General features: G+C 60.8%; 18 protein-coding genes and 2 pseudogenes. 9 read left to right on the top strand and 11 right to left on the bottom strand.

The genetic code is table 11. From position 1 onward, the window contains the following. Position 1: 1 nt before the first annotated feature. The 4 genes and pseudogenes from ACZ89R_RS01975 to ACZ89R_RS01960 form a co-directional block, all read right to left on the bottom strand. Positions 2-1,042, bottom strand: a complete 1,041-nt coding sequence (locus ACZ89R_RS01975; RefSeq protein ID WP_429546897.1) for a WD40/YVTN/BNR-like repeat-containing protein — start codon at positions 1,040-1,042, stop codon at positions 2-4. Positions 1,043-1,054: 12 nt separating this feature from the next. Further along, a complete protein-coding gene (locus ACZ89R_RS01970; RefSeq protein ID WP_280163976.1) occupies positions 1,055-1,849 on the bottom strand; it encodes an SDR family NAD(P)-dependent oxidoreductase in 795 nt (264 codons plus the stop codon). A gap of 26 nt (positions 1,850-1,875) precedes the next feature. Next, positions 1,876-3,367 (bottom strand): annotated as a pseudogene (locus tag ACZ89R_RS01965) (aldehyde dehydrogenase family protein). Positions 3,368-3,378: 11 nt separating this feature from the next. Further along, the gene (locus tag ACZ89R_RS01960) at positions 3,379-4,920 is read right to left on the bottom strand and encodes an acetolactate synthase large subunit (RefSeq protein WP_429546899.1); all 1,542 of its coding nucleotides are present in this window, start codon (positions 4,918-4,920) and stop codon (positions 3,379-3,381) included. Between the two features lie 247 nt (positions 4,921-5,167). Here ACZ89R_RS01960 and ACZ89R_RS01955 point away from each other — a divergent pair, with 247 nt between their 5' ends. Continuing rightward, the gene (locus ACZ89R_RS01955) at positions 5,168-5,926 is read left to right on the top strand and encodes an IclR family transcriptional regulator (RefSeq protein WP_429546900.1); all 759 of its coding nucleotides are present in this window, start codon (positions 5,168-5,170) and stop codon (positions 5,924-5,926) included. Positions 5,927-5,975: 49 nt separating this feature from the next. On the opposite strand, the gene ACZ89R_RS01950 is transcribed toward ACZ89R_RS01955, so the two are convergent. The 3 genes from ACZ89R_RS01950 to ACZ89R_RS01940 form a co-directional block, all read right to left on the bottom strand. Continuing rightward, positions 5,976-7,301 (bottom strand): alginate export family protein, encoded by a 1,326-nt coding sequence (locus ACZ89R_RS01950; protein WP_429546901.1) that lies wholly within the window; start codon positions 7,299-7,301, stop codon positions 5,976-5,978. 3 nt (positions 7,302-7,304) lie between these two features. Beyond that, on the bottom strand, positions 7,305-8,738 hold the full coding sequence (locus tag ACZ89R_RS01945; RefSeq protein ID WP_429546902.1) for an aldehyde dehydrogenase family protein: 1,434 nt from the start codon (positions 8,736-8,738) through the stop codon (positions 7,305-7,307). Positions 8,739-8,827: 89 nt separating this feature from the next. Continuing rightward, positions 8,828-10,276, bottom strand: coding sequence for an APC family permease (locus ACZ89R_RS01940; RefSeq protein ID WP_429546903.1), 1,449 nt, complete (start codon positions 10,274-10,276; stop codon positions 8,828-8,830). Positions 10,277-10,541: 265 nt separating this feature from the next. Between ACZ89R_RS01940 and ACZ89R_RS01935 the strand changes: the two are divergent. The 3 genes and pseudogenes from ACZ89R_RS01935 to ACZ89R_RS01925 all read left to right on the top strand — a co-directional run. Further along, positions 10,542-11,813: pseudogene (locus ACZ89R_RS01935) on the top strand (PDC sensor domain-containing protein); the annotation flags it as partial. A 102-nt stretch (positions 11,814-11,915) separates the two neighbouring features. Continuing rightward, on the top strand, positions 11,916-12,671 hold the full coding sequence (locus ACZ89R_RS01930; RefSeq protein ID WP_476241487.1) for a methyl-accepting chemotaxis protein: 756 nt from the start codon (positions 11,916-11,918) through the stop codon (positions 12,669-12,671). An 86-nt stretch (positions 12,672-12,757) separates the two neighbouring features. Beyond that, a complete protein-coding gene (locus ACZ89R_RS01925) occupies positions 12,758-14,266 on the top strand; it encodes an MFS transporter (protein ID WP_429546904.1) in 1,509 nt (502 codons plus the stop codon). 39 nt (positions 14,267-14,305) lie between these two features. Here ACZ89R_RS01925 and ACZ89R_RS01920 read toward each other — a convergent pair whose 3' ends face one another. From ACZ89R_RS01920 to ACZ89R_RS01905, 4 genes are all read right to left on the bottom strand, one after another. After that, positions 14,306-15,754, bottom strand: coding sequence for an APC family permease (locus ACZ89R_RS01920; protein ID WP_429546905.1), 1,449 nt, complete (start codon positions 15,752-15,754; stop codon positions 14,306-14,308). A gap of 189 nt (positions 15,755-15,943) precedes the next feature. Further along, entirely contained in the window at positions 15,944-16,165 is a 222-nt protein-coding gene (locus ACZ89R_RS01915) for an IclR family transcriptional regulator domain-containing protein (RefSeq protein WP_476241486.1), read from the bottom strand. Between the two features lie 36 nt (positions 16,166-16,201). Continuing rightward, the gene (locus ACZ89R_RS01910; protein WP_429546906.1) at positions 16,202-16,684 is read right to left on the bottom strand and encodes a helix-turn-helix domain-containing protein; all 483 of its coding nucleotides are present in this window, start codon (positions 16,682-16,684) and stop codon (positions 16,202-16,204) included. A 60-nt stretch (positions 16,685-16,744) separates the two neighbouring features. After that, the gene (locus tag ACZ89R_RS01905) at positions 16,745-17,719 is read right to left on the bottom strand and encodes a helix-turn-helix domain-containing protein (protein WP_429546907.1); all 975 of its coding nucleotides are present in this window, start codon (positions 17,717-17,719) and stop codon (positions 16,745-16,747) included. A gap of 214 nt (positions 17,720-17,933) precedes the next feature. Here ACZ89R_RS01905 and ACZ89R_RS01900 point away from each other — a divergent pair, with 214 nt between their 5' ends. The 5 genes from ACZ89R_RS01900 (at position 17,934) to ACZ89R_RS01880 (ending at position 22,334) form a co-directional block, all read left to right on the top strand. Then, positions 17,934-19,310: an aspartate aminotransferase family protein gene (locus tag ACZ89R_RS01900; RefSeq protein ID WP_429546908.1), complete on the top strand. Its 1,377-nt coding sequence runs from the start codon at positions 17,934-17,936 to the stop codon at positions 19,308-19,310. A 33-nt stretch (positions 19,311-19,343) separates the two neighbouring features. After that, a complete protein-coding gene (locus ACZ89R_RS01895) occupies positions 19,344-20,798 on the top strand; it encodes an aldehyde dehydrogenase family protein (protein WP_429546909.1) in 1,455 nt (484 codons plus the stop codon). A gap of 105 nt (positions 20,799-20,903) precedes the next feature. Then, positions 20,904-21,467, top strand: a complete 564-nt coding sequence (locus ACZ89R_RS01890) for a cytochrome b (RefSeq protein WP_429546910.1) — start codon at positions 20,904-20,906, stop codon at positions 21,465-21,467. Between the two features lie 149 nt (positions 21,468-21,616). Then, positions 21,617-22,000 (top strand): fluoride efflux transporter CrcB, encoded by a 384-nt coding sequence (gene crcB, locus ACZ89R_RS01885; protein ID WP_064617293.1) that lies wholly within the window; start codon positions 21,617-21,619, stop codon positions 21,998-22,000. A gap of 10 nt (positions 22,001-22,010) precedes the next feature. Continuing rightward, positions 22,011-22,334 (top strand): DUF190 domain-containing protein, encoded by a 324-nt coding sequence (locus ACZ89R_RS01880; RefSeq protein WP_429546911.1) that lies wholly within the window; start codon positions 22,011-22,013, stop codon positions 22,332-22,334. The last annotated feature ends 32 nt before the right edge of the window (positions 22,335-22,366 follow it).

Genomic DNA, 22,366 nt, shown 5'->3' with positions numbered 1-22,366 from the left:
CTCAGCTTTTTTTGACCACGGATTGATGCCCTGCCTTGATCTGCGCCACTGCGGGGGTCCAGAGCACGTCAGCGATCTCACTGAATTCGCGCCACTGTTTCTGCCAGCCATCACCGCCATTCCCGGAGGTGAACAAGTGCCCATACTTGGTTCCCGCAACGATCTGTTGCGGATTTTCCGGGTTGAAGGCAATGGCCCAAACGCAGGAATTGGGTTGTTGCGGCAGGGGCAGCACTTCCCAGCTGAGCGCAGCATCACGGGACACCAGGATCTTGCTGGTGGTACCGGGCGTGCCATCGGAAATACTCAGGTACAGGTCGCTTTGCGTGCCCAACGGCGCATTCATGGCGCGCATGTAGTACAGGCCGAACGCTTCTCGACCGATAATGCCAGTCCAGGTCAACCCCTCATCCAGGCTGCGGTAGACGGCGTTGACGCAGACCACCACGATGACTTTCTGACCATGATTGGGCAGTACCAGGATATTGTGGACATCCGAGTTGTAGTCCCACAGCAGCCGATCATCGACGCGCGTCCAGCTGTCGCCACCGTCACGGGAGTGGAATAATCCACCCTCTTCAAGGCCGAACCATAGCTGGTTGCGGTCGGTCGGGTCATAGGCGAAAGCCAGCAGCCGTGGGCGGCTGACCCCGTCGCAGAATTCCGGAATCTCCACCGGCGCACGATCCCAGCTGATACCACCGTCCAGCGTCCGCCACAGTACGGCGCGCGAAGGTGCGCCAGTGCCAACGAAAATCCGTTGCGCGTCCTGCGGATCGACGGCGACTTTCCAGACCGTCTGCCCGTTGAACGGCGAATCGATCCGCTGCCAATGGCCGCCGGTGTCGCGGCTGACACACAAACCTACGTCCGTGCCGGCGTAGATCACCTCAGGCTCGCCGGGGTGCACACTCAAGGATCGGGTGATCGCGTCGAACTCCAGATCCTGGCCCAGGCCCAGGCGATGCCAGGTCCGACCCTCGTCGGCGCTGCGGATCACCGCCTGCCCTACCGTGGCCACTAACAGGGTTCCGTTACTCATCGTTGGTGCTCCTCAGATGTAGATGCCGCGGGTCAAACCGCCGTCGATGCCGATGGATTCTCCGGTCACCGCGCCAGCCTTTGGCGACGCCAGGAAACCAATCAGCCAGCCCATTTCAATCGGTGCCAAGGTGCGGCGAATCGGCGTCGCGTCGATGTAGGCCTGCTCAACCTGTTCCGAGGTCTTGCCTTGCTTGACCCCTTCGCGCTCGTACAACTCCTGGATGTGCGGGGTGTCGACCACGCCGGGGTGAATCAGGTTGACCGTGATGCCCGAAGGGCCCAACTGGTCGGAGAGGGTTTTGGTCATGTGGGCGATCGCCAGGTTGCGCATCCCCGAGAGGACTTTGCTGCTGCGCCCGGTGAGGCCGCCGATGTTGATGATGCGACCGAAGCCGCCGGCCTTCATGTGCGGGGTCACGGCCTTGGCGCAACGGAAGTAGCCGATCACCTTGGTGTTGAGGTCCGACAGCAGCTCGTCGTCGCCGGCATGTTCGATGTCATTGCGCACCACTCCGGACGGCGCTGCGGCACCGTTGACCAGGATGTCGATGCGGCCGAAGTGTTTGTGCGCGGCTTCGACCATGTCAGACACGGCCGACATCTGATTGGTGTCACAGTACAACGGCAGCACTTCGTTGCCAGTCTGCGCCGTGATCTCTTCGGCAGCCTGTTGGAGAAACTCCATGCGGCGTGCGCAGATCACCACCTTGCAGCCCTCTTCGGACAGAAAACGTGCGACTTCCTTGCCGATACCCATACCGCCGCCGGTGACGATGGCCACGCGGCCTTTCAATTCCAGATCCATAGCATTTCCTCTTGTGATTATTCGGTTCAGGCCAGATCGACGAAGACGCTCTTGGTCTCGGTGTAGGCATCGATCACGTTTTTACCCATTTCCCGGCCCCAGCCGGATTGCTTGTACCCGCCGAACGGCGAAGCCGCGTCGACCACGTTCCAGCAGTTGATCCACACCGAGCCCGCCTTGAGCTGCGCCGCCACGCGGTGCGCCGAGCGCAGGTCGCGGGTCCACAGGCCTGCCGCGAGGCCATAAGGCGAATCGTTGGCGCGCAGTACCAGGTCGTCGATTTCGGTCCAGCTCATGACGGTCAGCACCGGACCGAAGATCTCTTCGCGGGCGACACAGGCACGCTCGGCGCGGTCAAGGAATACGCTGGGCGCAATGAAGTGGCCGCGCTCCAGGTGGTCGGGACGGCCGCCACCGCAGATCAGTTCGGCGCCCTCCTCCTGGCCTCGTTGCAGGTAGCCTTTGACCGTACTCAATTGGCGGCCCGACACGAGTGGGCCCATGCTGGTGGCCGGATCCAAACCATTACCGAGCACGTGTGCGGTGGCATGCCGCTCAAGTTCTTCGAGCACCTGATCGAGCACACTGGCGTGTACGTATAAACGTGAGGCAGCCGTGCACACCTGGCCCTGGTTGTAGAAGATGCCGTCGGCGGCACCTTTGGCGGCGCGCACGATATCGGCGTCCGGCAAGATGATGTTCGGCGACTTGCCGCCCAGTTCCAGCGAGACTTTTTTCATGTTGCTGGTGGCCGCCTGAGCGATCAGCCTGCCGACGTGGGTCGAGCCGGTGAAGGCGATCTTGTCCACGTCAGGATGCTGCGCCAGCGGCGCGCCCGTTTCAGCGCCAAGGCCGGTGATCAGGTTGACCACCCCCGGTGGAAACCCGGCGGCCTCGATCAACTGCACCAGTCGAATCGCGACCAGCGGGGTTTGCTCGGCGGGCTTGAGCACCGCGACACAGCCTGTCGCCAGCGCTGGACCAAGCTTCCACACGCACATGTTCAACGGGAAGTTCCACGGCACGATCAGCGCACACACACCCACCGGCTCACGCAAGGTGTAGTTGAGCATGGGTGCACCGCTGGCCGGCGATACGGGCAGCGTGCTGCCTTCGATCTTGGTCGGCGCAGCCGGCGAAGTAGCGAATAATGGTCGCCGCGTTGGCCGCTTCCCCTCGAGCGGCTGAGATGGGTTTGCCGTTCTCCAGCGTGATCAACTGCGCCAGCTCCTCGCGGTGCTGATCCAGCAGATCCGCCAGTCGAAACAGCAGCAGACCGCGTTGGGCGGGCGACTGCAGCGCCCAGGCGCCGGTAAACGCTGTGCGGGCTGCCGCAACGGCCGCATCCACATCGCGCGCGTCACCCTGGGCCACTTCCGTCAGGGTTTCTTCAGTCGCCGGGTTTTCCACGGCAAACCGCCGACCAGCGGCGGCGTCCTGCCAACTGCCACCGATAAATAGGCGTCCGGGATGAGACAAAAAGTGTTGCACAGCGGGTAGCACTTCAAACTGTTTCATCATCGACTCCTTCACAGCGCCATTTCGATCAGGCAAGGACCGCTGTCGGCATTGGCATTGGCCAGCGCCTGTTGCAGTTCGGCATTGGTGTGCACCGTGCAGGCCGGCACACCGTAGCCCTTGGCCAGAGCCTTCCAGTCAATTCTCGGGCTATCGAGCACCGTCAGGCGCAGGGCTTCGGGCCCCATTTCCGTCATGCCGAAGCGGCGCAGTTCGTTCTGCAAAATGGCGTAGCGATGGTTGGCGGCGATCAGGATCACCACCGGTAACTGCTCACGGGCGATGCTCCACAGGGTTTGAATGGTGTACTGGGCACTGCCGTCGGATTGCAGGCAGAACACGCGATTGCCCCGCTCTGCCAAGGCGGCGCCGAACCCCACCGGAATGCCCTGGCCGATCGCGCCACCAGTGTTGGTCAATACCCGGTGCCGTGCGGCGCCAGCGGAAGCGGTGAAAAACGGATAGCCGCAGGTGCCGCCTTCCACGGAGACAATGCTCTCGTCCGGCAGCGATGCGGCTAAAACCTGGCCGATAGACTGAGGTGTGAGCTCGGCATGGCCTGGCGGCAGTTCGATGCCCATCGGCGTCGGCACATAGGCCGGTGCATTGAGGGCATCGGCCAGCGCCGTCAGCGCGCCGGCTACATCGTCACCGACATCGGCCAGCGTCAGCAGACGCTCACGCTCAGCGAGGCGCGACGGGATGCCTTCGTAGCCGAAATAACTGATGGGCTCCGGCACCCCGGCACACACGACCTGGTCGTACTGCTCGAGGATTTCAATGGCCACTTCCGGGAAGTACGGCAGGCGATCCAGATCCGGCAAACCACCACCACGGTAGCTGAGCCGTGGAAAGGTCTCGGCAAACAGGCGCACGCCAGGCAGTTGGGCCAGGCGCCCCGCTGCTTCCAGACCCGCGACCGACAGCCCCTCATCCCCGACAATAAACACCAGGCGCAGCCCGTCACGCAGGGCCTGCGCCACCGTCTCGACCCGGTCACCGGCAAACCGGCGAACCGGCGCCCGCATCGGGGCGAACACACCGTTGTGCGTCACCGCGCTGGCTTGCAGGTCCATGGGTAAAATCAGGCTGGCGATCTGCCCTTTGGCCTGCCAGGCCGACCGCACCGCTTCCTGCAAATCTTCGCCGATACCCGACGCCGTACGCGAGGTGCGCACCCAACCGGAGACAGTCCCGGCCAAGGCCTGGATGTCACTGGCCAGCGGCGGATCGTAGTTGACATGCCATGACGCGTGATCACCGATCACGTTGACGATAGGGGTATTGGCACGACGCGCGTTGTGCAGGTTGGCGATGCCATTGGCAAACCCGGGGCCCAGGTGCGTCAGAGTCATCGCCGGCTTGCCGGCAATCCGGCCATACCCATCCGCCGCCCCCGTGCACACCCCTTCGAACAACGACAACACCGGCTTCAGCGCAGGTGCGCTGGCCATGGCCGCCACCAATGGAATTTCGGTGGTTCCGGGGTTGGCGAAGCAGTATTCGATACCGCTTGCCGCTGCCGCATTCACTATCAGTTGCGCACCATTCATTTTCAGCCCTCTTGCTTGAGCATTTGCAGTGATGAGATTTATCACACATAAATATTCAACCAACAAGCATTTAATTCATATTTGTCTCGCTTAATGAGATTAAAGTGATTTTACCTGCACTAGAAAGGCTGCCGAGATTGCGTTTTTCTCTCACTGAGGTAGTGTTGCGTCAGCGTTTGGCGCTCCTGCGGGATATCTGGTCTGCGCCGGAACGAAGCACGCGCCCTCCCCCGTCTTTAGGAACGAAATGAGCAGCCTGAGCAAATTGCTGAGTATCCTGGACCTGTTCGGTCCACAGACATTGAAGATTGACCCCGACACCATTGCCGAGCGCATGGGCCTGTCACGCGCGACCGTGTACCGCTACGTCAAGGATTTGTGCGACGCCGGCCTGCTGACCCGCGTGGACGCCGGTAGTTATGGCTTGGGGCCGCGTATCATCGAACTGGACTGGATGATGCGTCAGTACGACCCTATCCTCCTTGCCGGGCGCGAGTTGATGCACGAGCTGTCCACGCAAACCGGCCTGGCTGTGTTTGCGAGCGTTTTTTATGACGGTCGCATCATCAACACCTACATCGCCGAACCCACCGACACCTACCACTTTGCGTTCGGGCGCGGGCAACCGCTGCCGTTCTTTCGCGGCGCGCAATCCAAGGTGTTGATCGCCTTTCAGAAAGGTCGCCGTTTGCAACGCTTGTTCGACGAGCACATGGCCAACGACCCGGACTGCCCTTATGACTGGTCGAGCTTCTCCAAGGCCGCGAAAAAGATTCGCAAGGACGGTTACTGCCTCACCCACGATGAACTCAACCTGGGCTTGACCGGCATCGCCGCGCCCATCATCCAGACGGACATCGACGAAGTGGTTGGCAGCCTGTCCGCCGTCGGCAGCACTCAGAGCTTCAAGCTGCTGCGCCAGGAAACAGTGATCGAAATGGTCATGGATACCACTCGGCGCATCGCCGAAAACATGCGCAATCAGTCGAGCACCACCGTGCCCTAGCCTATGGATAAGCCGCCGGTCCCTTGCCGTGGACGCGGCGGATGTGCGGTCAGAACGGAACAGCCACCGTCAATTGGCTGTATACGTTAGTGCCATTGCCGCCGACTTGATTGCCACCCGTGGTTGTGTCCTGATCGGGTTTGTAGAGGCCAATCAGCGGGGTAATGATCAAGTGTGCGTTGACTGCCCATTCGGCGTAGATATCCAGCTCACGGGCATTGAGGTTCAGCGCATTGCTTTTACGCACCGTGTCGAAATCGAAATACAGCGCGCCCAAGGTCAGGTTTTCCAGCGGCGTTGCCTTCAGTCCGACGTGCTGAATGCTGGTATTGCTGTTGAACGGCCCGGCGTAGTTGCCGGCAACTTCGCCCTGGAACCAGGTGCCGTAGCCCATGCTCAAGCCAGTGAATAGCGGATCCCACTTCTGTGAATAGCGGGTATAGCGATAGGTCACCTTCGGCGCCCAGGCGGTATCGGCGAAGGTGTAGCCCGCTTCGCCGTACCAGGCTTTCGCCGGCCCGGCGTCCTTGTCCTGCCAGGCGTATTCGAACGCCAGGCTGACATTCTTGATGCCCGCATCGCCTTCACCGCGAACGCTGTAGACGTTCATGCCTTTGCGCTGGCGTTGAAAGTCGCTGGCCCATTGATCGCTTACGTCGATGCCGTGTACCCAGGTCAACCCGATCGTACCCGGCTGGGTGGTGTAATCCAGCGTGCCGGCGGCCAGCTCGGTTTCGGCCTGGACGCGGTTGTCGGATTTGAGCCACACCAGGCTGCCGTGCAGGCCATCTTGCCCACCCAGGCGCAACAGCGCGGTTTGATCGAACGCATGCCGTGCAGCCAGGTAATAAGCGCCCCCACGGTTCATCTTGCCATCGGCCGGGCCCTTGCCCAGGTTCAGTCCGTCATCGTTGATCAGGAACCCTCGGCCCAGCTTGACCACTTGGCGCCCGCCGGAAATATCAACCCCGTCCTTGCCTAACGCAGGGAACAGGTCGCCGGAGCGCCAGCCCAGGTAGGCGTCTTCGATCTTTGTTGTGCGCTCGGTCCCCAGGGAATTGCCGCCCGGGTCGCCGTCGCCCCAGGTGGCGGAGCTGACCAGGGCGAATGCCCCATATGCAGTGCCATTGCCCGCCAGGGACTGGTCGCCACTCAAGCCGTATTTGATAAAGCCTTCGCGCCAGGTAGATCCCCCGGGCGTGCCGTCGTAGTTCTTGCGACTGTTGAACAGGCCGAACACGGCGGTCATGTCTGCGTTGAGGTGACGGCTCTCATCACTGTACAACTCATAGGCCTGGGCCTGATTGATGGCGCATAGCACCAATGTGCACACAAGCGTGCTACCAAACACGGGATAACGTGATGGATTCCTCATGGCTCAAGCTCCTTGTGGTGCGCCTTTAAAAGGGCGGACAAATAGCAGTTGCTGGCCAGTGAACTCCAGCAGTCCCTCAAGGCCGAACTCGACGCCAAACCCGGACATCTTGCTGCCGCCAAACGGCGTGTTCGGCTGAATCTGCGCGTGGCAATTGACCCAGGCAACGCCGCTTTCCAGGCGGCTGGCCAGTGCCTGGGCCTGCTCGACATCCGGCCCCCAGACCGATCCGCCCAGCCCCATGTCACCGGCATTGGCGCGCCGCAGCACATCCTCGACATCCCGGTACGCGATCAAGGGCAATACAGGACCGAACTGTTCCTTGTCGACCAGACACTGGCCATCTGTCACGTCTGCGACCAGGGTGGGTGGATAAAAGAAGCCGGGACGATCCAGACGCGCGCCGCCGCACAGCACGCGCGCGCCTTGTGCCCGCGCGTCGGCGACCAGCGCGTCGACATGTTCCAATTGCTCAAGGTTTTGCACCGGGCCAAAGGTGACGCCAGCTTCCAGGCCATCGCCCACCACTTGGCGCGTCGCAATCAGGGTCAGCGCATCAGCAAAGGCCTGGTACTGCGATTCGTGGATATACAGGCGCTTGAGGGCCGCGCAGGTCTGGCCCATGTTGAGAAACGCCGCCTGGAAAATATCCTCGACCACCGCCTCAACCGGCGTACCGGGCAGAACGATTGCCGCGTCGTTACCGCCCAGCTCCAGGGTCAGGCGCTTGAGGTTGTTGGCGGCGCCGCGCATGACGCTTTGTCCGGTGGCGGTCGAGCCGGTGAAAACAATTTTCTGAATGCCAGTGTGCGAAGTGATTGCACTACCGAAACCTTGCTCGCCCGTCAGGCAATTGATCACGCCGTGAGGCACATGGCGGGCGATGATCTCCACCAGGCGCAAGGTGCTCAGCGGGGTCAGGCTCGACGGTTTGCTGATCACACAGTTACCGGCTCGCAGCGCCGGCATGATGTGCCAGACGGCGATCATGAACGGCCAGTTCCACGGTGTAATCGACGCCACCACACCCAAAGGCTTGCGATGCAACTCGATCCGCTGGGTGGGGGTTTGCTCCACCAGCTCCACGGCTATCTCCTGCCCGGCCGCATAGCGGGTCCAGGCGGCGGAACCCATGACTTCGGAAAACGCCAGTTCCAGCGGTTTGCCTTGTTCCAGCACAATCAGCCGGGCCAGTGACTCGGCCTCCCGTTCGATATCCGCCGCGACCGCCAACAGGCGCTCGCAACGGTCTGCGTGGGTGTTGTGCCGCCAGCTTTTGAATGCCGTCTGTGCAGCGTCGACCGCCAGGTCGAGTTGCGCCAGCGAGCCAGCGGGGCATTGGGCGAATGCAGCACCGGTGGCCGGGTTGATCACGTCAAACTGGCCCTTATCACCGGCAACCTGAACACCATTGATGAGCATTTTGTAGTTGTGCATTTGAAACCTTCCTTTCACACACTGACGAGCCATGCCGAGCAACGACAGGCTGGAGTTGTCTGGTTAGTCGAGCTGTAACGAGTGCGGCCTTAAAGCTTGTGGCTGCCCAAGGCGAGAAACCGTTGTGGGGAGATCTTTCGCAATCTCGCGGCGAGAATGACGCCGATGATCAGGGCCGCGGGAATGATGGCGCAGAGTCCGTAGGACAGCAGTTGGCTGGCCCCGGTCAGCACGTCGAAATGCACCACTGCCAGTACCAGCACGAGCACTAATGCCAGGGAGGAGAAAACAGGCAGGATGCGCCCGCGCCAAATCCCGACGTTAAGCTCGGGATGACGCTGAAAGTAGACGCAGACCGCTACCGACGTCAGCGCCATCAGCAAAATGACGCAGAGGGTGGCGAGGTTGGAGAACCAGGCGAACAGTTGCAGGATCGGGTCCGCATCCAATGCAGCGAAAATCAGTACCACCACTGCGGCAATCAGGCTCTGCAACACCGAGCCCATATGGGGGCTCTGATGCACGCGGTGAGTGGTGCCCAACAGACTGTGCAACAGGCCGTCACGGCCGATCGCGTAAAAATAACGCGCCGCGGCGTTATGAAACGCCAGGAGGCCGGCATAGATACTGACCATAAACAACACCCGGATAATCTGAGTCAGCCAGGGGCCGACAAAGTGATCGGACATGCCATAGATAAACGTCGTGGGATCCTGCAAGGCCTGCAGCATCGGCACGATCTTGTCCGCGCCCACGCCCACTACCATCGACCACACCGACAGCGCGTAGAACCCACCGATCAGCAGCACTGAACTGTAGGTGGCAATCGGAATGGTACGTTTAGGATTTATGGCTTCTTCACCGTAAATGGTGGTGGCCTCAAAGCCGATGAATGCCGCAAAGCAAAACAGCAGGCCGATGGACGGGGTACCGCCGAGCACATGGGTGCGGTCGAACGCATCAAGGTTGATGCCGCTGTCGCCGCCAGATTTAAGGATGGCAAAATCCAGGATCAGGATCGCCAGGTACTCGGCGATCACCACCACCGACAGCACCCGCGCCGACAGGTCGATCTTGCGATAGCCCAGAATCGCAATGCTCGCCATCGCCATCAGCGAGTAGGACCACCACGGCAACACCAGGCCGAAGACACTTTCCATGGTGCCACTGACGACCCCACCGAACATGCCATACAACCCGACCTGAAGAATGTTATAGGCAAACATCGCCAACACCCCGGCCGCGCCACCTGCCAGACCACCCAAACCATGGGAGGTGAACGCATAAAAACCGCCGGCATTGGTCAGGTGCCGGGACATGGTGGTGTAGCCCACTGAAAACGCCAGCAACACCAGCAACGCCAGGATCAGCAACGCCGGCGTGCCGGCGCCATTGCCCAGCATGATGCCAATCGGGAAGCCACCGGCGATGACACTTAACGGGCTCGCCGCCGACACCACGAAGAAGATGATGAACCCGACGCCCAGGGCGCCACGCTTGAGCTCCGTGGAGCTGTTGATCGAGATAGGTACACTCATGTTGTTGACCTTATTGTATGAGGCAGTCGCTGTTGGGGTGGCCCGATTGAATTCCATCGGCACCGATTAGCGTTTTGTTTTGGTTGCGCGCTGAATTCGATCCTATGCCCGCCCCTGAACCGCTCGCTATCCCAAATCGGTAGCATCCGAGGCGCCGCCCCAAAACAGGTCGATGCGGCACCAGCAATCCGGCAGTCCTTGCCGATTCAGGATAACCGGCTGGCCGTTCCCTCCCGCATGCTAGCGTCACCCGCTCTATACCCAGATGCTGGCACCGATAATAAAAGCGAGGGCCTGGTCCACAGCCCATCGCAGCCAAAGCCCTCTGCAGGAAGCCTCAGTCATGCGTTTAGCTCATCTCACTATCCAATGGCGGATCACAGTCCTGAGCGGACTGTGCCTGCTGGCTGTCGTTGGCGCGCTGGTAGGCGCCTCGGTGTACCAGAACCAACAAAGTGCAAAATTGCTGAAGGAGCAGAGCAGTCACCTGCTCGGGCAAGCCGCTGTAGAGCGTTTGCAAGCCCAGGCCGTTGCCCATGGCCAACACGTCGAACGCTTTTTCAACGAAACGGCGCTGTATGGCGAAGGGTTCGCGCAACAGGTTCTGCAACTGCGCGATCAAACGTTCAATGGACGCCTCACGGCTGCGCAATTGCGCGAAGCGCTGATCAGCGTGACCCGTCAGACACTGCTCAAACGCGAAAAAGTGCTCGGCCTGTACGTCATACTTCTGCCTGACGCGTTGGCGGGCGCAGACGCCGATTTCGTCGGGCAACGTGCACTGGCGAGCAACGAAAAAGGCCGCTTTGCGCTGTATTGGTCACAGAGCCAGCCGGGACAACTGGTCCAGGATGTGCTCACCGAGGCGCAAATCTTCACCGACACTGCGCCACCCGGCAGCGAACCGACAAACGTCTGGTACACCTGCCCTCAAGCTCAAAGGCGCACGTGCGTGGTGGAGCCCTACACCAGCGAGGTGGAAGGCCAGAAAGTCCTGATGAGCAGCGTTTCTATCCCTCTGATAGCCAACGGCAAGATCCTCGGCGTGGTCGGCATGGACATTGGCCTCGACACTCTGCAAAAGCTGGCTGCCGACCTCGGCCAGGACCTGTATCAGGGCAACAGCGAAGTCGCCATTGTGTCGCCCACCGGCCAGGTGGCAGGACGCAGCGGCGAAGTCTCCGGGTCCACCCTCGATATACCCCAGGCTCTGCAAACCGTGCCAGGCAATCCACTCTGGCAACTGGAGATCAAGGTTCCCCAAGACCTGGTGCAGGCTTCCGCTCGGCAAATGCAAAGCGAACTGGACGACAAAAGCCACCAGGCCAACTGGCTCAACCTTTGCCTGGGGGTACTGGCCAGCTGCCTCGGCATGCTGCTGATCTGGCTGGCCGCCTACGGGGTGACACGCCCGCTGCTGAAGGTGGCGGGTCTGCTTGATGCCATCGTCGATGGTGATGGTGACCTCACCCAACGCCTGCCCGTCGGGCGGCGCGACGAATTGGGCCAATTGGCCAATGGGTTCAACCGTTTTCTGGATAAGTTGCAGCCGATTATTCGCGACATTCAAACCGCCTCGCTGGATACCCGCAACAGCGCCAATACCTCCTTGGGGATTGCCCGGGAAGTCAGCGCAGGGATGCAACGCCAGTACCGCGAAGTGGAGCTGGCCGCGACCGCGCTGCACGAAATGAGTGCCAGTGCCCAGGAAGTGGCGCGCCACTCCCACGGTGCCGCCGACGCAGCGACAGCCGCCGAAAGCGCGAGCCGATCAGGTCAAGCGGTGTTCTCCATCGCCGAGAGCAGCATCGAAAGCCTCGATCAGCGACTGGACACCACCCTTAAGCAAGTGCATGCCCTCGCCAATAGCAGTACCCAGATCGGCCAGGTGCTGGACGTCATCAGCACCATCGCGCAGCAAACCAACTTGCTGGCGTTGAATGCGGCCATCGAAGCGGCCAGAGCGGGCGAACAGGGACGTGGCTTCGCGGTGGTGGCCGATGAAGTCAGGCACCTGGCCAGCAACACCCAGAGCTCGGTCGAACAGGTCCGCACGGTGATAGAGATGTTGCAGCAGTTGAGCCAGGAGGTGGTGCACAGTACCCAGCTGAGCCGCGAGCAAGCCGGCAACAGCGTGATCCAGGTGCAACAGACCCGTACGGCGCTGGAGAGTATTTCCCAGGCCGTGGATGTGATCGAACAGATGAATCAGCAGATCGCCAGCGCAGCCCTGGAACAGAGCACGGTCGTGGAAGATATCAGCCATCGGGTCAGTGACATTCGCAGCATCAGCGAAACACTGACCAAACGGATGAGCGATGCTTCAACGGCCAGTGACTCACTCCATGAAATGGCCAACCATCAACAGCAGCTTGTCGGCCATTTTCGAGTGTAAAGGGGCACGGCAGGCTACCTGCCGGTGCTGACGTCTTGACCGAGTTACAGTTGCCGGCTTTCGACCATCGTTCATCGAGCCCCCCCATGATTCCTCCGCGACGCTGGCTGATCCTGGCCATTATTTCCAGCGCATTGCTGCTGATCGTCATTGATATGACGGTGTTGTACACCGCCCTGCCGACACTGACCCGTGAGCTCGATGCCTCGGCCTCGCAGAAGCTCTGGATCATCAACATCTATGCATTGATCGCTGCCGGGCTGCTGTTGGGCATGGGCACGCTCGGTGACCGCCTCGGGCACAAACGCCTGTTTATCGGCGGGCTGAGTGTGTTTGGCCTGTTCTCGCTGATCGCGGCCTTCTCTCCATCGGCCAGCGTATTGATCGGTGCCCGCGGCTTTCTGGCTGTCGGCGCGGCGATGATGATGCCGGCTACGCTGGCCATCGTGCGGTTGACGTTCGCCGACCCGCGCGAGCAGGCCATGGCATTCGGCATCTGGGCATCGGTTGCTTCAGGGGGCGCTGCGTTCGGCCCGGTAGTGGGCGGCCTTCTGCTGGAGCATTTCTGGTGGGGCTCGGTGTTTCTGATCAACGTGCCCATTGTGCTGGTGGCACTGGTTCTCGGCGCGGTGTTGATCCCGAATCACCGGGGGGATGCTCAAAAGCGATGGGACTGGCTGGGTTCGCTGCAGGTCATGATCGGGCTGATCAGCCTGGCGTATGCCGTCAAGGAACTCGGTAAACGGGCGCCCTCCTTCGACGGCATGCTGGTGGCGGTCATGCTGGGTGCGCTATTTCTGACGCTGTTCATTCGACGCCAACGCCGTGCCGCACAGCCGATGCTCGATCTGGCGCTGTTCACTGCGCCGGGCTTCAGAAATGCCGTCATTTCAGCAGTCGTGTCGGCCGCTGCGTTGATCGGCATGGAACTGGTGTTCAGCCAGCGCCTGCAACTGGTGCTCGGCATGTCGCCGCTGGAGGCGGCATTGTTTATCCTTCCTCTCCCACTGGGGTCCTTCGTCGCAGGGCCGCTTGCCGGTTACTACCTGCCGCGCCTGGGAAACCGGCGGATGCTGTTCTGGACGTTGCTGCTGTCGTCAGCCGCGATGCTGAGCTATCTCTTGCTGTACAACGCTGCGGTTTACCTGCAAGTCGCCAGCCTTGCCCTATTGGGCTTGACGATTGGCGCTGCACTGACCGTTTCGTCCAGCACCATCATGCTCAGCGTGCCCGCCGATAAAGCCGGCATGGCCGCCTCCATCGAAGAAGTGTCCTTTGAACTGGGCGGTGCTGTGGGTGTGACGCTGGCGGGCAGTCTGTTGTCGGCGATTTATGCGTATTCGGCGGGCGTGATGATTCCGCCATGGCTGACCCTAAACCCCGCGACATTCGAGAGTCTCGACGACGCGCTGGTCGTCGCCGAGACGTTGTCGCCCGAAGGCCGCGCGATGCTGAGCGCATTCGCCCGTGCGGCGTTCGATGCAGGCTTTGTTGCCGTGCTGGCAGCGTCGGCAGTCCTGCTGTTGATCGCATCGCTGCTGGTCAAGTTGAGCAGTCAGGCGCAGCCGCGCGAGGTCGCAGACCATCCTTGGTAAGCAAAGCGCAGATTTGGTTGAACGGTTCTGCGTGGGGCCTTAAAGCTTGTGGCTACCCAATGCCAGGTAACGCTGCAGCGACGCTTTGCGAAGTCGAGCCGCCAGGAACACGCCACCCAGCAGGGCCGCGGGAATGATGGCGCAGAGACTGTATGACAAGGCCAGGCTGGCGCCCGTCAGTACATCGAAATGCACCACCGCGAGTACCAGGACCGCCAATAGGGCAATGCAAGAGAAACCGGGGAAAATCCGCCCACGCCAGATCCCCACCTTGAGTTCGGGGTGACGCCGGAAAAAGAAGATTACCGCTGCGGAAGTGAGCGCCATCAACAAAATCACGCACAGCGTGGCCAAGTTGGACAGCCAGGCAAACAGCTGCAGGATCGGATCGGCATCCATGGCAGCGAAAATCAGTACCACCACCGCCGAGATAAGGCTCTGCAACGCCGATCCCATATGAGGACTCTGGTGCACGCGATGGGTAGTACCCAAGCGGTGCGGCAACAGGCCGTCACGCCCAATCGCGTAGAAGTAACGGGCCGCGGCGTTATGAAACGCCAGCAGGCCGGCATAGATACTGACCATGAACAGCACCCGGATAATCTGAGTCAGCCAGGGGCCGACAAAGTGGTCGGACATGCCGTAGATAAACGTCGTCGGGTCTTGCAAGGCCTGCAGCATCGGCACGATCTTGTCCGCACCCACGCCCACCACCATCGACCATACCGACAGTGCGTAGAAACCACCGATCAGCAACACCGAGCAGTAGGTGGCAATCGGGATAGTACGCTGCGGGTTCTTGGCCTCTTCGCCGTAAATAGTCGTCGCCTCGAAGCCGATAAATGCCGCGAAGCAGAACAGCAGGCCGATTGACGGTGTGCCGCTGAACACATGACTGCGATCAAACGCATCAAGGTTGATGCCGCTGTCGCCGCCGGATTTGAGGATGGCAAAATCCAGGATCAGGATCGCCAGGTACTCGGCGATCACCATCACCGACAGTAGCCGCGCCGACAGGTCGATCTTGCGATACCCCAGAATCGCAATGCTCGCCATCGCCATCAGTGAGTAAGACCACCACGGCAGCACCAGTCCGAACATGCTTTCCATGGTGCCACTGACCACCCCGCCGAACATGCCATACAACCCGACCTGAAGAATGTTATAGGCAAACATCGCCAACACCCCGGCCGCTCCGCCTGCCAGGCCACCCAAACCACGGGAGGTGAACGCATAAAAACCGCCGGCATTGGTCAGGTGCCGGGACATGGTGGTGTAACCCACCGAGAACGCGAGCAGCACCAGCAACGCCAGGATCAGCAATGCCGGCGTGCCGGCGCCATTGCCCAGCATGATGCCAATCGGGAAGCCACCGGCGATGACACTTAACGGGCTCGCCGCCGACACCACGAAAAAGATGATGAAACCAACACCCAAGGCACCACGCTTCAACTCCGTCGAACTGTTGATCGGGATAGATACGCTCATGTTCTTGACCTTATTGTATGAGGCAGTCGCTGTAGGATCGGTGCAGCAAGCCGTTCACCGTCACCGATATAGCTTGTCGTTTTTGTCGCACGCTGGATCCGATCCTATGCCTCACCATGAACGCCCCGGTATCCCAAATCGGTAACCTGTTACGCCATCACCTGAACAGCGCCATCCACCACCCTGACCTCACTGCGAAGCGAGACGCGCCGTCAGTTCCGACGCCGCGCCGGTCACCAGGTCGCACAGATAGCCTTGCTGAAACGCACCGAACCGCTCACTGCGCCCCACCAGGGTCATGCTCCCGAGGACGCGCTGCTTTTCGTCGAAGATCGGCGCCGCGACGCCACTGCGTCCCGGGTGTAGCTCGCTTTCGCTGATGCAGTAGCCCTGTTTACGGATGGCGAGCAGGCTCTTGATGAACGGCTTCCACTCCAGCCCCAGATGCTACAATTCGGATGGGTTCACGTGCGCGTCGTAAACACGTCGGATTTGACGCGGTAGCAGATAAGCCAGTACGACCCGGGAGGTCGCGCTGTGGAAAAGATCGATCGACCGCCCCCTGCCGCTACCGACCGGTCCGGCATCGGAGCCACGATGGATCAGCACGTTGACCACTGAGTCGCCATGCCACTCGCTGACCAGCGCGTCCAGGCCGGTGTCGGTGACCAGGTTGTCGACCAGGTCCCGGCTGCATGCCAACAACGGATCGTAGTTCGTCATCAGATGCTCCAGCGTGACGATTCGCGGGCCGAGCGCGTAACCGCGCGGCAATCGCTTCAAAAAGCCCGCGTCGCCGAGTTCGCGCAGATAACGATAGGCGGTGGCGGACGTGTAGCCGAGCTCCCGGCAAATGATGTCCACATCGATGACCGGTTGTTCCGGGCGGAACAGGTCGAAGACCATGAGCAGACGGCGCAGGCTATTCATCTTTCTCTACATCCTTGTGAAGCCAACGGTCACCCCACACTGCTTTCAGCAGGCGGGCGTTCAGGCATGAGCGCAACCGGTGATGGCAGCGCGGGGGGTATGGGACGGCAACTCTGCGAACAGCTCCTGGTACCCCGCCGCAAAATGGCTGAGGTGAAAGAAGCCCCATTGGGCAGCGGCATCGCCGATCGAGAGATGCGACGCGCGTGTGGACATCAAGGTCCGGCGTACACCGTTGAGCCTCACAGAGCGCAAGTAATTCAGCGGCGTCGTCTCGGCAACCGAGCGAAAGCTGTTCTGCACGGTACGCCGACTGACCTGGAGTCGCTGGCACAACTCGATCACGCTGGGCACGTCGATCATCTCCGCGGTCGCCAGACGGTGGCATTTCTCGACAATGAAGCTGCGCGTGGAGCTTGCGGAGCGTTGTTGCTTGTCGCAAGCCGGGTCGGTCATGAGTTGCAGCAACTCGCCGAGCATCGCCTGTTCCAGCGCCAGCTCCCGCTCCCGATCTCGCGTGCTGTCGAGTTCTTCGTACACCAGGGCTTGGGAGAACATCGCCAGCAATCGGCGACGAGCGTCTGCAAAGCGCGGCGTGGAAACCCTGATCACCGGCTGACGCAGCAACAGGCTGACCTCCTTCGCCGACGCTGTTTGCGCCAACGCCTGCTCGAACAATTCACGTTCAAAGGTGATCGAGAGCAGCTCCATGCCCATCGGCATATGGAACATGAACTCCTCGCCACCGTGAAGAAAGAACAGGCTGCTATCGTCCGCCTCCCGTCCCTGCATCCGAATCGAACCCGGGGTGGTGATCGGCACGGCAAAGCACATCTTGCCTCGGGGAGCCACGCCGTGCTGCACGACACGCTGGTTGATCTGCTCGAGAAAGACGTGGACACCCGCTGTCGACAACTGCATCAGCGAACTCTCAGCAGAGCCTGCTGTTAGCTGACTGTAGTCCTGGTTCCATTCCTGGACGGTAGCCGCATGGACATGGACGTCTCTGAAATGGCTGATAGTCTGATTTTTCATGATGTCGAAAGCCTCTGCCAATATTCTTGTTTTTAGATCGCCTTCCTATGCGATATTCGCACATAGTGAGAATTATGCACAATTCTTTATGAGATTCTAAATTCACTGGAAGGTGCGCTCAGGGCGGTCCATCCATGTGCCAATTCGGGCTACCGGCCACAGACTCGTCGCGGAGATGATCAGCACACTTAAATCGACATTCAGAGAGAACGTCATGAGTGAAGCCAAACTTGAATCCCTCCACTTCGCGGATGCCCCTCGGATTACCTCCAGCACACTTCCCGGCCCCAAAACCAGCGAGGCCCTGGCGTTGTCGGCGCGTACCGAGTCGATGGCGCGCGGCGGCGGACGCATGCCGGTGGCCATGGATCGTGCCTTTGGCGCTACCTTCAAGGACCCCGATGGCAACACCTACATCGACCTGTCCGCCGGCGTGGGCGTCAGCAGCGTAGGCCGCTGCCACCCGAAGGTGGTGCAGGCGATCCGCGAACAGTCCGAAGTGCTGATGCATGCCCTTGAAGTCAACAGCACCCGGCGCACCGAACTGGCGGCCAAGCTCTCCGAGATCGCGCCCGACGGCTTGCGTGGCGACTGCATCACCTTCTTCACGCAAAGCGGCAGCGATGCGCTTGAAGCAGCCATCAAGTTCGCCAAACGCATCACCGGGCGGCACCAGATCATCGCCTTTCATGGAGGCTACCACGGCGTGTGGAACGCCTCGGGATCCCTGACCACAGGCACGGCCTACCGCAAGGGCTACGGTGCCCAGATGGGTGGGGTCATTCACGCCCCTTACCCTTATGCCTACCGTTTCCCTTTCGACACCACTCACAAAAGCGCCGAGCAGATCGCCGGCGAGTACGTGGACTACCTGTTGAACACCCCCTACACCGCCGCCGATGACGTGGCTGCCGTTATCGTGGAGCCAGTGCAGGGCGAAGGCGGCTACGTGCCCCCATCGCCAGAGTTCCTGCAGCTGTTGCGCAAGGCATGCGACCGTAGCGGCACGCTGCTGATCGTCGATGAAGTGCAATCCGGCGCAGGGCGCACCGGCAAGATGTGGGCGGTCGAGCACTCGGACGTGAAGCCGGACATGCTCACGTTCGGCAAAGGCATCGGCAGCGACCTGCCAATGGCGGGCCTGATCATGCGTTCGGACCTGGCGGCCGCGATTCCTGACGGATCGATGCCCAACACCTTTGCCGCCAACTCGTTGTCCGCGGCGGTGGCGCTGACCAATATCAGCATCCTGCAGGACCCAGAGCTCGATCTGCTCAACCGCGCGCACACCCTGGGGTTGGAGGCGCAGGAACGTATCCGTGGCTTCAACAGCCCGTTCGTTGGTGAAATACGCGGCCGCGGCCTGATGATCGGTATCGAACTGGTCGAAGACCCTGCCACCAAGGCTCCCCTGGCGCCCGAAAAAATCGGCCAGCTCATGGGCTACCTGCTGAACCACGGCGTGCTGATGATTCCCTGTGGTCGCTACAGCAACGTGATGCGAGTCATGCCGTCGCTGACGATCTCACGCTCGCTGTTCTTCAAGGCACTGGACATCTTCGGCGACGCCCTGGCCTCCCTCGAGGCGTGACCCGACCACTGCACATCACTCATGGACCCCAAAATGACTGAGCACTTGAATCACTTCATCGAAGGCGCGTCCTTCGAAGCTTCCGACGGCCGTCGCATAAACCTCGTCAACCCCGTGACAGAACGGGTGTACGGCAGCTCCGCACAGGGCACCACTGAGGACGTGGACCGCGCAGTGGCGGCCGCGCATCGCCAACTTGAGGGTGGCGCCTGGCGCCAGCTCGACGGCGCCCAGCGTGGTCAATTGCTATCGAAACTCGCTGACCTGGTTGAACGCGACAGCGAATTGCTGGCCGACATGGATGCCAACGCCATCGGTCGCTCACCCATCGAACCGCGCCGGATGGACTTGCCCAACGCGATCGCCAACCTGCGTGCCGCCGCTGGCTGGGCCAACCAGCTTGAGGGGCGCACCATTCCCACCGGTGGCTACTTCGGCACCAAGACTCTTTCGTACACGGTACGCGAGCCCGTGGGTGTGGTCGGCGCCATCGTTCCCTGGAATTCGCCGTTGATGATCACCGTCTGGAAGCTCGCCGCTTTGCTGGCGGCAGGCTGCACCGTGGTCATCAAACCTTCGGAAGAAACGCCGCAGTCTGCCCTGCACCTGGCGGTGCTGGCTCAGGAAGCGGGCTTCCCTGACGGCGTGATCAACGTGGTCACCGGCTACGGTAATGAGGTGGGTCGCGCGTTGTGCGAACACCCGCTCGTTGCCAAGATCAGCTTCACCGGCAGCCCCGAGGCCGGACGCGAAATCCAGCGCACCGCCGGTGTGCTGTTCAAGCGCGTTGCATTGGAACTGGGCGGCAAGAGCCCCCAGATTGTCTTCGACGATGCCTCTTTCGAAGACGCGCTGCGCGGGTGTGCACTCGGCCTGTTCGCCAACCAGGGCCAGGTCTGTGCAGCCGGCTCGCGCATCCTGGTGCACCGCAGCATCGCAGATCGCTTCGGCGCAGCGCTGGCCGATGCCGCACAGGCAGTCAACGTGGGCGACCCTCGCCAGCCCGGTGTACAGATGGGACCGGTGGCCAAGAAAGCGCAATTCGATCGCGTTAACCGATACATCCAACTGGGTATAGACCAAGGCGCCTCGCTGCTGGCCGGCGGTGTATCGACGCCAGAACGGGGCTGGTTTGTCCGGCCAACGATCTTCACCAACGCGAACAACGCCATGGCGATCGCCCAAGACGAAATCTTCGGGCCCGTCGGCACGCTGATCACATTCGACAGCGAAGAGGAAGCTATCGCACTGGCCAATGACTCCTCCTACGGCCTGGCGGCCACGGTCTGGACGACCGACCTGGTGCGAGCGCACCGCGTAGCCGCTGCGGTGAAGGCCGGTGCCGTGGGTATCAACTGCTGGAGCCCGCTGGACGCCAACCTGCCCTGGGGCGGCGTAAAGACCAGCGGTATCGGCCGAGAAGGCGGGTTCGCCGGCGCGGTGGCCTACACCGAGGAGAAAGTCATCACCGTGCTGCTACCTTCCTGAGCACGATCCCTGTCCTGACCGAATAACCCTCCGGCCCCTGTGCCGCGAGGGTTACCGTTCAAAAGTGCATCCCTGATGCCGTTGATAATCAATGGAGAGACTACGATGAACCCGATAGATCAACAAACAACCGATCGGTATCCGACGTCCCTGCGAATGTTGCACTGGGTGCGCGCCGCACTCATCGCAGGCCTCCTCTGGGCAGGCTGGCATATGACCGGTCTGAATGACGAAGTGGCGAGCAAGTACGAGCTCTATTACCCGTGGCACAAATCCTTTGGGCTGTTGGTGTTTCTGGTTGTCCTGATTCAGATCACCCTGCGTTTTCGGACCCCCGTGCTTCCGCAGCCGCTGGAAACGCTGGCAAGTTATGAAAGGTTCCTGTCAAGGCTTACGCAGCGTTTCATGTATGCGCTCGTCGTGATCGTGCCGCTGATGGGCTACTCAATGTCGAGCACTTACACGATGAGCGACGGGGTGTTCTTTTTTGGGGGCAACCTGCCTGAGCTCCTTCCGAAAAATGACAATTGGTTCGTCGTCTTCCAATGGCTGCACAAAGTGCTCGCCTACACCCTGCTCGGGCTGATCCTGTTGCATGTCGTAGGCGCCCTCAAACACCGGTTTTACGACCGGGACCCTCGAAACGACGTCCTGCGCCGCATGCTGTGACTTGATGAGGCGTGGGCGCAAGATGTCCACGCCTTCATGGCTCTGACCAGAGGGGGCCCAGTCACTTGCGTACGGGGTTCTTGAAGTCTTCAGTTCTGCTGTGCTTACCTGTTACCTGTTTGGCCCAGGTCTGACGAGGTGAGCCCGCCATGCTGAAATCACTCGCAGTTATCGCCGTTGGCGCGTCACTTGGAGCTTGGTTGCGCTGGCTCCTGGGCATGAAGCTGAACGCCCTGTTCCCCACGATTCCCCCGGGCACGGTGGTCGCGAACATGGTCGGGGGCTACATCATTGGCCTGGCTATCGCGTTTTTGGCCGCCTCCCCCACCTTGAGTCCTGAGTGGCGCCTGCTGATCATCACGGGTTTCTGCGGTGGGCTTACCACCTTTTCTACGTTTTCGGCCGAAACAGTTGCCCTGATCCAGGAAGGCAGACTGCTCTGGGCGCTCGGCTCTATTTCATTGCACGTCGTAGGCTCGTTGGTGATGACCGCTGCCGGGCTTTTGTCCTATCAAATCATTGGCATGCGATGAGGAGATGAAAATGAAAGGTTTTCTCGTGATTTTCTTCACTCAACAGAACCGTCGTTATCAGGGAAAGATGCTTGGCGAATGGATCGTCGATGTGGCCAAAGAGATGGGGCTGCGTGGTGCGACTCTCTCTACGGCTATCGAGGGTTTTGGACACACCGGTCGATTGCACTCTTCGCATTTTTTTGAACTCGCGGATCAGCCTACGGAGATTCGCATGGCTATCACCGAGGACGAATCCGAAAGGTTGCTCAAGAGGCTGGAGGCTGAGGAAATCTCTGTGTTTTACATAAAGACCCCAATCGAGATGGGCTTCGTCGGCAAAAAAGCCACCTAGCCTGGCCCCTCCTCGATCGCCTGTTGCCTGGC

Source organism: Pseudomonas sp. TE3728 (assembly GCF_056279145.1).
Note: the sequence above shows the minus strand (reverse complement) of the source record. Positions and strands in the feature narration are given on the sequence as shown.

Coding starts and splice junctions, on each gene's coding strand:
- ACZ89R_RS01975 (WP_429546897.1), bottom strand. CDS start 1,042: ATGAGTAACGGAACCCTGTTAGTGGCCACGGTAGGGCAGGCGGTGATC.
- ACZ89R_RS01970 (WP_280163976.1), bottom strand. CDS start 1,849: ATGGATCTGGAATTGAAAGGCCGCGTGGCCATCGTCACCGGCGGCGGT.
- ACZ89R_RS01960 (WP_429546899.1), bottom strand. CDS start 4,920: ATGAATGGTGCGCAACTGATAGTGAATGCGGCAGCGGCAAGCGGTATC.
- ACZ89R_RS01955 (WP_429546900.1), top strand. CDS start 5,168: ATGAGCAGCCTGAGCAAATTGCTGAGTATCCTGGACCTGTTCGGTCCA.
- ACZ89R_RS01950 (WP_429546901.1), bottom strand. CDS start 7,301: ATGAGGAATCCATCACGTTATCCCGTGTTTGGTAGCACGCTTGTGTGC.
- ACZ89R_RS01945 (WP_429546902.1), bottom strand. CDS start 8,738: ATGCACAACTACAAAATGCTCATCAATGGTGTTCAGGTTGCCGGTGAT.
- ACZ89R_RS01940 (WP_429546903.1), bottom strand. CDS start 10,276: ATGAGTGTACCTATCTCGATCAACAGCTCCACGGAGCTCAAGCGTGGC.
- ACZ89R_RS01930 (WP_476241487.1), top strand. CDS start 11,916: ATGCAACGCCAGTACCGCGAAGTGGAGCTGGCCGCGACCGCGCTGCAC.
- ACZ89R_RS01925 (WP_429546904.1), top strand. CDS start 12,758: ATGATTCCTCCGCGACGCTGGCTGATCCTGGCCATTATTTCCAGCGCA.
- ACZ89R_RS01920 (WP_429546905.1), bottom strand. CDS start 15,754: ATGAGCGTATCTATCCCGATCAACAGTTCGACGGAGTTGAAGCGTGGT.
- ACZ89R_RS01910 (WP_429546906.1), bottom strand. CDS start 16,684: ATGAATAGCCTGCGCCGTCTGCTCATGGTCTTCGACCTGTTCCGCCCG.
- ACZ89R_RS01905 (WP_429546907.1), bottom strand. CDS start 17,719: ATGAAAAATCAGACTATCAGCCATTTCAGAGACGTCCATGTCCATGCG.
- ACZ89R_RS01900 (WP_429546908.1), top strand. CDS start 17,934: ATGAGTGAAGCCAAACTTGAATCCCTCCACTTCGCGGATGCCCCTCGG.
- ACZ89R_RS01895 (WP_429546909.1), top strand. CDS start 19,344: ATGACTGAGCACTTGAATCACTTCATCGAAGGCGCGTCCTTCGAAGCT.
- ACZ89R_RS01890 (WP_429546910.1), top strand. CDS start 20,904: ATGAACCCGATAGATCAACAAACAACCGATCGGTATCCGACGTCCCTG.
- crcB (WP_064617293.1), top strand. CDS start 21,617: ATGCTGAAATCACTCGCAGTTATCGCCGTTGGCGCGTCACTTGGAGCT.
- ACZ89R_RS01880 (WP_429546911.1), top strand. CDS start 22,011: ATGAAAGGTTTTCTCGTGATTTTCTTCACTCAACAGAACCGTCGTTAT.